Below are 8,046 nucleotides of genomic sequence, written 5' to 3'. Positions count from 1 at the left end.
GACGTAAAGCGAAGCAGTCCGGACACCCCCACCCGCGCAGGCCCGTCACCGCACCCAACAGCCCCGCGCAGCGGACCCGCCCGCCGCAGGCGCAACGGCGAGGGCACCGCGAAGCGGGCCACAAACGGCGAGCAACCACCACGGCGGGAAAGCCGAAAACGCGCGCCGAGGCACAGCGCAGCGCCAGGCACCGCGAAGCGGGCCACAAACGGCGAGCAACCACCACGGCGGGAAAGCCGAAAACGTGGGCCGAAAGCCAGACGCAGCCTCAGTAGCGGTACTGCTGCCCGTCGTACCCCGGCTGCTGGTAGGGCGGATAGGGCTGCTCGGGCGGGAGTTCGGCTTCGCGCTGCTGGGGGACCCAGACGCCGCCGGGCGGGGTCTCCCCGTAGCCCTGGTCCGGGTACTGGCCCGGCGCCTGCCCCTGGCCGTCGTACTGCTGCGCGGCGTACGGCGGTTGGGCGTAGGGGTCCGGCTGTGCGTACGGGTCGTAGGGCGCCGCGTACTGCTGGGCACCGAAGTACGGATCGGCGTAGGGCGCCTGCCCGCCCTGACCGTCGCCGTACGCCGCGTAGGGGTCGGCGTACGGGTCGGCGTAGGCGTCCTGGGCGGCCGGGCCCTGGCCGTAACTGGCGTCGTACGCATAGCCGTTGGCGTCGGCGTTCCCGTTGCCGGCGCCGCCGTAGACGTCGTAGCCGTAGCCGTTCTGCCCGTTGCGGGCATCGGGGCTGTAGATGCCGTACTGGCCGGTCTCCTCGGGCATCGGCTCGGGGGCGTAGACGGCGGTGGCGTCGGCGGCCCGTGCGTAGTCGTCCTGGACGGCGAACGGCTGGGTGGCGTAGGCGTCCTGGCCCTGCTGCGGCCGGTAGGGGTCCTGGGCGCGGTAGCCGTCGCCGGCGGCGTAGTCGTACGCGCCCGCGCCGCCATACGTGCCCGGCCCGGCGAACGTTTCCTCCGCGGCGAAGCCCTGGCCGCCGGCGGTGTCCTGCGCGGTGAAGCCCTGCCCGACGACGGCTTCCTGGGCGGCGAAGGCGTCCCGGCTCTGGAAGCCGCCGGTGCTCTCGAAGGTGTCCGGGCCGCTGTCGGGGACCGGTGCGCCGCCGCCCGGCGGCGGTACCGCCTCCAGGCCGGAGACCTGGAGGGTCGGTTCGGCGGGCGGCGGGCCGGCCTGGCGGGCCCGACGGCGCCGGTTCTCACCGGACTTGGCCGACTTACCGGGCGTTCCGCGCAGCGCCCAGCCGGTGGTGAAGCCGCGGCGGAAGGAGAGCGTGACCTGCGTCTGTCCGATGGCGAAGGCGATCAGGCCCAGCCCGATCACGATCACCGAGGGGATGATCACGCCGATGACCACACCGAGGAAGCCGGTGAAGGCGAGCAACCGCCAGCGCAGCCGCGCCTTGTACTGGAGCAGCACCTCACCGAGCAACCACAGGGCGACCAGACCGAATGCGATGTAGAGGATCGTCCAGCCCATATACGCCCCTCTTCCGCCGCTCGCCGGCCACCGTGATTCAGGACTGCTGGTGCAGCCCCAGATTCTCGTAGATTTCCAGGGTCGCCGTGGAGTGGTTCAGGGTAATGAAGTGCAACCCGGGAACATCCTCGGCCATCAAGCGTGCGCACAGTTCCGTTGCGTACTCGATCCCAATGGAGCGTACCGCCGCGGGGTCGTCCTTGACGGCCAGGATGCGCTCGGCCAGCTCGGGCGGGAATGCCGCATTGCTGAGCTGAGCGAACCGTTCGATCTGGCGCACGTTCGTCACCGGCATGATCTCCGGAATGATCGGCGTGGAGCAACCCGCCGCCGCGACCCGGTCCCGGAGCCGGAGGTAGTCCTCCGGATAGAAGAACATCTGGGTGATGGCGAAGTCCGCACCGGCCCGGCACTTGGCGACGAAGTGTGCCACATCGGTGTCCCAGTCCGTCGAGCGCGGATGCATCTCGGGGAAGGCGGCGACGCCGACGCAGAAGTCGCCGGACTCCTTGATCAGCCGGACCAGGTCGGCCGCGTAGCCGACGCCGTCGGGGTGCTTGACCCACTCGCCCATCGGGTCGCCGGGCGGGTCACCGCGCAGCGCGAGCATGTTGCGGATTCCGGCGTCGGCGTACTGGCCGATGATGTTGCGCAGATCCGCGGTGGAGTGGTTGACGGCGGTGAGGTGGGCGACCGGCGTCAGGGTGGTGTCGGTGGCGATGCGCTCGGTGGCACGCACCGTCCCGTCACGGGAGGTGCCGCCGGCGCCGTACGTCACGGAGACAAACGTCGGGGAGACGGCCTCGATCCGACGAATGGCGTTCCACAGGGTCCGCTCACCCTTCTCGGTCTTCGGGGCGGCGAACTCGAACGAATAGGACTGCTTGCCGGAAGCGAGCAGTTCGCGCACCGTGTGCGCACGATCAGTCCTGGTGGAAGCTGTACCTAGGGCCATAACGGCAGGTTAACCAGCCGCGGGGCGCGCACCAACCGTCTTCGGCGTAATGCCTGATTGGTCGGGTTCGTGTCCACTGGCTGGACATTTTCCGGTCGCCCGGACGACGGAAAACCTTCCCCTGCCCGCAAGCCCCCGCCACGGCGTGATTCCGGTCACCCGGCGGCAGCTCCCGGGCACGGGCCGCACGGACCGGCCCCCGGCCGTCCCTGGGGCGCCGGCCGGCACACCGGACAGCCGGCTAAGCGTCCCAGGTCCGGATGCGCTCGGCCAGGGCCGCGGCCGCCGCTCCCGGGTCGTCCGCCTCGGTGATCGCGCGGACCACGACGACCCGCCGGGCGCCGGCCCGCAGCACCTCGTCGAGATTCCCGGCGTCGATCCCGCCGATGGCGAACCAGGGGCGCTCGGGGGCGCGGGCGGCGGTGTAGCGGACCAGGTCGAGGCCGGGGGCGTGACGGCCCGGCTTGGTGGGCGTGGGCCAGCACGGGCCGGTGCAGAAGTAGTCCACCCCGGGCTCGGTGAGCGCGGCGTCCACCTCGGCCCCGGCATGCGTGGAGCGGCCTATGAGGACGTCCTGGCCGAGCAGGGCGCGGGCCGCGGGGACCGGCAGATCGCCCTGGCCCAGGTGCAGCACATCGCTGCCGGCCGCGTGCGCGACATCCGCGCGGTCGTTGACCGCGAGCAGCTTGCCGTGCCGCCGGCAGGCGTCCGCGAAGACCTCCAGATGCCGGAGCTCGGCACCGGCCTCCATGCCCTTGTCGCGCAGCTGGACGATGTCCACGCCCGAGGAGAGCACCGCGTCCAGGAACTGCGGGAGGTCTCCCTGCCGCTCGCGGGCGTCCGTGCAGAGGTAGAGCCGGGCGTCGGACAGGGCCTGGCGTGCGGTGCTCATAGGGCGGCTTCCCCCAAATCGGGGGCGTACGGGCCGGGCCTTCCGGCACGTACGCCCCTCGGGTGCGGTTACGGATGCGGGTGCGGCGGCCGGACGGCGGCGCGCCGCGCCGGGCGGGTCAGACGGCGAGCGCCTGGGCCCGGCGCTTCACCTCCGTACCGCGATTCTCGCGCAGCGCCTGGGCAGGCGTCCCGGGCAGGGTCTCATCCGGGGTGAACAGCCACTCCAGCATCTCCTCGTCGGTGAAGCCGTCGTCCTTGAGGAGGGTGAGGGTACCGACGAGGCCCTTGACCACCTTGTCGTCCTTGATGAAATCGGCGGGCACATGCAGCGCCCGGTTCTCGCCGCGGCGCACCGCGATCAGCTGGCCCTCCTTGACCAGCTGCCGGACACGGGTCACCTCGACGCCGAGCTGTTCGGCGATGTCGGGGAGGGTGAGCCAGGCGGGGACGAGTCCATCGATGTTTGCGTCAATCTCGGTCACAGGACAAGCCTGCCACCTCGCACTGACAGCCGGTAGCCGGGCATCGCCATCAGGGGCTTCGTGCACACCGGAGGGTGACGGCGGCCGCCCGGCAACCGGCGGCGCGGCGCCCGCTACACGGCGGCGGCCTTCAGCGGTACGGAGGCGTTCGCGGCCCGCTCCCGGTCCAGTACGACGCCCCGCTCGATCAGCTTGCGCCCCTGGGCGAGGTCCCGCGGCCGTCCCACGGCCAGCAGCGCGACGAGTCTTCCGTCCCGCAGCCAGATCACCGACCAGGCGGCCCCGGCCGGGTCGCCGCGCCAGACCAGCTCGTCGGCGTTGCCGTGGTGGCCCGCGTACTGCACGAAGCGGCCGAACTGCTCGGACCAGAAATACGGGACGGGGTCGTAGACCAGCCCTTCGGCGTCACCACGGGCGATGTTCTCGGCGACCGTACGGGGGCCCTGGAGGGCGTTGTCCCAGTGGTGGACCAGCAGGCGGGTGGCGTAGCGGGCCGACGGGAAGGAGGCGCAGTCGCCGACCGCGTAGACATCGGGCGCGGAGGTGTGCAGCCGGTCGTCGGTGAGGACGGAGCTGTCCTCCGGTGAGACCTCGATGCCGGAGCCGGCCAGCCAGGCGGTGGCGGGCCGGGCGCCGATCCCGATGACCACGGCGTCGGCGGGGAGCGTGGTGCCGTCTTCCAGAGTGACCGCGCCCGCGGTGACGGACGCGACCCGGGCGCCGGTGCGCAGCTCGGCCCCGGCGTCCGTGTACCAGCCGGACATGTGGGCGGCGACCTCGGCGGGCAGCGCACCCGCCAGCGGGCGGTCGGCGGCCTCGACGACGGTGACCGCGCAGCCCGCCTCGCGTGCCGCGGTCGCGAACTCGGCGCCGATCCAGCCGGCCCCGACGACCACGATCTCGTGCTGGGCGGCGAGCACCGGGCGCAGCCGTTCGGCGTCGTCGAGAGTGCGCAGCAGATGGACGCCGGGCATGCCCTCACTGCCGGGCAGCACGATCGGGTCGGCACCGGTGGCGATGACCGCGTAGTCGTAGGAGAGCGGCCCTTCGGCGGTCTCGACGAGGTGGGCGTCCGGCACCAGGCCGGTGACCGGGCGGCCGAGGTGGAGGTCGATGCCGAGCCCGGCGAAGTCGACGTCGAAGGCGGCGCCCTCGGCCTTGCCCAGCAGGACCGCCTTGGACAGCGGCGGGCGGTCGTAGGGCTGGTGGGGCTCGTCGCCGAGGAGCGTGATCGCGCCGCGCCAGCCCTGTTCGCGCAGGGCGACCGCGGTCTGCACACCCGCGATTCCGGCGCCGACGATCACGACGCGCGGCGTGTGGTCAGGGGCCTGGGAGGACTTGCTCTGCTCACTCACCCGATCACTCTAGGACGGTCCGCGACGCCGCCCGCAGCAGCGCGCAAGGAGATCTCTGACACACCGTCACTGCCGCCCGGACCGGAATACGGGCCCCCGGGGAGCGGGGGACGGTGCCTTACGGGCCTTCGCGGCACCGTACTAGGGTGACGGTTACACGCACTCGCGGGAGCCCGGACGGACCGGGCTGAGAGGGAGGCTGGCCGGCCTCCGACCGTACGAACCTGATCCGGGTCATGCCGGCGAAGGGAGGGGCTGAAAGATCATGCATCCACCTGCCACACCGAACGGACCGGCGGCTTTGCGCCCCGATGTGCTCGTCCTCGGGGGCGGCATCATCGGCCTGGTCACCGCCTGGCGGGCGGCCGGCCGCGGGCTGGCCGTCGCGCTGGCCGATCCCGCGCCCGGCGGCGGCGCGGCCCGGGTCGCGGCCGGGATGCTGGCCGCGGTCAGCGAGCTCCACTACGGCGAGCAGACCCTGCTGGGCCTCAATCTCGCCTCGGCACGGCGCTACCCCCGCTTCACGGAGGAGCTGGAGGAGGCCTCCGGGCAGCGGATCGGCTACCGGCGGTGCGGCACGCTGGCCGTCGCGCTGGACGCCGACGACCGCGCCCATCTGCGCGAACTGCACGCGCTGCAGACCCGCTCGGGGCTGGACTCGCAGTGGCTCAGCGGGCGCGAGTGCCGGCGCCTGGAGCCGATGCTGGCACCCGGGGTGCGCGGCGGGCTGCGGGTGGACGGCGATCACCAGGTCGATCCGCGGCGGCTGGTGAGCGCCCTGCTGACCGCCTGTGAGCGCGCCGGGGTGGCGTTCCACCGGAGCGCGGCGGTGCGGCTGACGGTCGACGGCGGGCGGGCCACGGGCGCCGAACTCACCGACGGCACCCGGCTGTCGGCGGGCCAGGTCGTGCTGGCCGCGGGCAGCCACAGCGGCCGGCTCGACGGGGTCCCCGACGCGGTGCTGCCGCCGGTCCGGCCGGTCAAGGGCCAGGTGCTGCGGTTGCGGCTGCCCGAGATGCCCGCCGGCAGCCCCGCCTTCCTCTCGCGCACCGTACGGGCCGTCGTCCGCGGCGGGCCGCTCTACCTGGTGCCGCGGGAGAACGGCGAACTGGTCGTCGGCGCCACCAGCGAGGAGCTGGGCTGGGACACCACCGTGACCGCGGGCGGGGTCTACGAGCTGCTGCGGGACGCGCATGAGCTGGTCCCCGGCATCACCGAACTGCCGCTGGCCGAGACCTGCGCCGGGCTGCGCCCCACCTCCCCCGACAACGCCCCGATCCTGGGGCCCACCGCGCTGCCCGGCCTCCACCTGGCCACCGGCCACTACCGCAACGGGGTGCTGCTGACCCCGGTCACCGGTGACGCGATGGCCGAGGTGCTGACCACCGGGAGCCTTCCCGAAGAGGCCCGCCCCTTCTCCCCCGCGCGCTTCTCCCCCGCCACCCCGGCGCCGGAGCGCACCCGCACCCGCGAGGAGCAGCCCGTATGAGCCGGCGCAGTCAGCGCACCGTCAACAGGCGCGCGGGTGGCGACGGCGCCCCCGCCGAACGAAGCGAGGCCGGCGCATGAGCGCGTCCACCGTGTCCGTCTCCGTCAACGGCGAGACCCGGGAGATCCCCGGCGGACTCACCCTCGACCGGCTCGTCGCGACACTGTCCCGGGCGCCCGCCGGGGTGGCCGCGGCGGTCAACGAAACCGTGGTGCCACGCACCCAGTGGCCCACCACCCCGCTCGGCGACGGCGACCGCGTCGAGGTGCTCACCGCGGTCCAGGGAGGCTGATCCGCAGACATGACCGACGATCCGTTCACCCTCGCCGGCACCGCCTTCGCGTCCCGTCTGATCATGGGGACCGGCGGTGCGCCCAGCCTCGACGTCATGGAGCGGGCGCTGCTCGCCTCCGGTACGGAGCTGACGACGGTCGCCATGCGGCGGCTGGACCCGACCGTGCAGGGCTCGGTGCTGTCCGTACTGGAGCGCCACAAGATCCGGGTGCTGCCGAACACCGCGGGCTGCTTCACCGCGGGCGAGGCGGTGCTCACCGCCCGGCTCGCCCGCGAGGCACTCGGCACGGACTGGGTCAAGCTGGAGGTCGTCGCCGACGAGCGGACCCTGCTGCCCGACCCGGTCGAGCTCCTCGACGCCGCCGAGACCCTCGTGGACGACGGCTTCACCGTGCTGCCCTACACGAACGACGACCCCGTGCTGGCCCGCAAGCTGGAGGACGTGGGCTGCGCCGCGATCATGCCCCTGGGCTCGCCGATCGGCTCCGGCCTGGGCATCCGCAACCCGCACAACTTCCAGCTGATCACCGAGCGGGCCGGCGTCCCCGTCATCCTCGACGCCGGCGCCGGCACCGCCTCGGACGCCTCCCTGGCCATGGAACTGGGCTGCTCGGCCGTGATGCTCGCCTCCGCGGTGACCCGCGCCCAGGAGCCGGAGCTGATGGCGACGGCCATGCGGTACGCCGTGGCGGCGGGCCGCCTGGCGTACCGGGCGGGGCGGATTCCGCCGCGGCGGTTCGCGGTGGCGTCCTCCCCGACGGAGGGAGTGGCCGCCTTCGACCCTGAGCGGCCGGCCTTTTAGGCTCCTTCCCACGTTTTCGGCTTTCCCGCCGTGGTGGCTGCTCGCCGTTTGTGGCCCGCTTCGCGGTGCCTGGCGCTGCGCTGTGCCTCGGCGCGCGTTTTCGGCTTGCCCGCCGTGGTGGTTTTTCGTCGTTGCGCCTGCGGCGGGCGGGGTCCGCTGCGCTGTGCCTCGGCCCACGTTTTCGGCTGTCCCGCCGTTGCGCCTGCGGCGGGCGGGTCCGCTGCGCGGGGCTGTCGGGTGCGGTGACGGGCCTGCGCGGGTGGGGGTGTCCGGACTGCTTCGCTTTACGTCCGGACACCCC

The 8,046-nt window shown here is 73.1% G+C and carries 8 protein-coding genes and 1 riboswitch; of the genes, 3 read left to right on the top strand and 5 right to left on the bottom strand.

Going from position 1 to position 8,046, the window contains the following annotated elements:
• Positions 1–268: 268 nt before the first annotated feature.
• From ACFW5B_RS35005 to ACFW5B_RS34985, 5 genes are all read right to left on the bottom strand, one after another.
• The gene (locus tag ACFW5B_RS35005) at positions 269–1,474 is read right to left on the bottom strand and encodes a hypothetical protein (RefSeq protein WP_386449092.1); all 1,206 of its coding nucleotides are present in this window, start codon (positions 1,472–1,474) and stop codon (positions 269–271) included.
• Between the two features lie 37 nt (positions 1,475–1,511).
• Entirely contained in the window at positions 1,512–2,429 is a 918-nt protein-coding gene (gene metF / locus ACFW5B_RS35000; RefSeq protein WP_386449089.1) for a methylenetetrahydrofolate reductase [NAD(P)H], read from the bottom strand.
• A gap of 241 nt (positions 2,430–2,670) precedes the next feature.
• The gene (gene thiE / locus ACFW5B_RS34995; RefSeq protein ID WP_386449086.1) at positions 2,671–3,321 is read right to left on the bottom strand and encodes a thiamine phosphate synthase; all 651 of its coding nucleotides are present in this window, start codon (positions 3,319–3,321) and stop codon (positions 2,671–2,673) included.
• Positions 3,322–3,439: 118 nt separating this feature from the next.
• Positions 3,440–3,805: an Rv2175c family DNA-binding protein gene (locus ACFW5B_RS34990; RefSeq protein ID WP_042162000.1), complete on the bottom strand. Its 366-nt coding sequence runs from the start codon at positions 3,803–3,805 to the stop codon at positions 3,440–3,442.
• A 113-nt stretch (positions 3,806–3,918) separates the two neighbouring features.
• Complete coding sequence (locus tag ACFW5B_RS34985) at positions 3,919–5,160, bottom strand: NAD(P)/FAD-dependent oxidoreductase (protein WP_386449083.1); 1,242 nt, start codon at positions 5,158–5,160, stop codon at positions 3,919–3,921.
• Positions 5,161–5,315: 155 nt separating this feature from the next.
• Positions 5,316–5,428: riboswitch (TPP riboswitch) on the top strand.
• Here ACFW5B_RS34985 and thiO point away from each other — a divergent pair.
• From thiO to ACFW5B_RS34970, 3 genes are all read left to right on the top strand, one after another.
• Positions 5,426–6,649, top strand: coding sequence for a glycine oxidase ThiO (gene thiO / locus ACFW5B_RS34980; RefSeq protein WP_386449080.1), 1,224 nt, complete (start codon positions 5,426–5,428; stop codon positions 6,647–6,649). It overlaps the preceding riboswitch by 3 nt.
• 76 nt (positions 6,650–6,725) lie before the next feature.
• Positions 6,726–6,941, top strand: coding sequence for a sulfur carrier protein ThiS (gene thiS, locus ACFW5B_RS34975; protein ID WP_386449076.1), 216 nt, complete (start codon positions 6,726–6,728; stop codon positions 6,939–6,941).
• Positions 6,942–6,950: 9 nt separating this feature from the next.
• Positions 6,951–7,745 carry a thiazole synthase gene (locus ACFW5B_RS34970; protein ID WP_386449073.1) on the top strand — a complete coding sequence of 265 codons (795 nt, stop codon included), beginning with the start codon at positions 6,951–6,953 and terminating at the stop codon, positions 7,743–7,745.
• The last annotated feature ends 301 nt before the right edge of the window (positions 7,746–8,046 follow it).

The sequence above is a fragment of the Streptomyces sp. NPDC058773 genome (assembly GCF_042746015.1).
Taxonomy (GTDB): Bacteria; Actinomycetota; Actinomycetes; order Streptomycetales; family Streptomycetaceae; genus Streptomyces.
The sequence above is the reverse complement of the archived record's forward strand: the minus strand, read 5'-3'. Positions and strand labels throughout refer to the sequence as shown.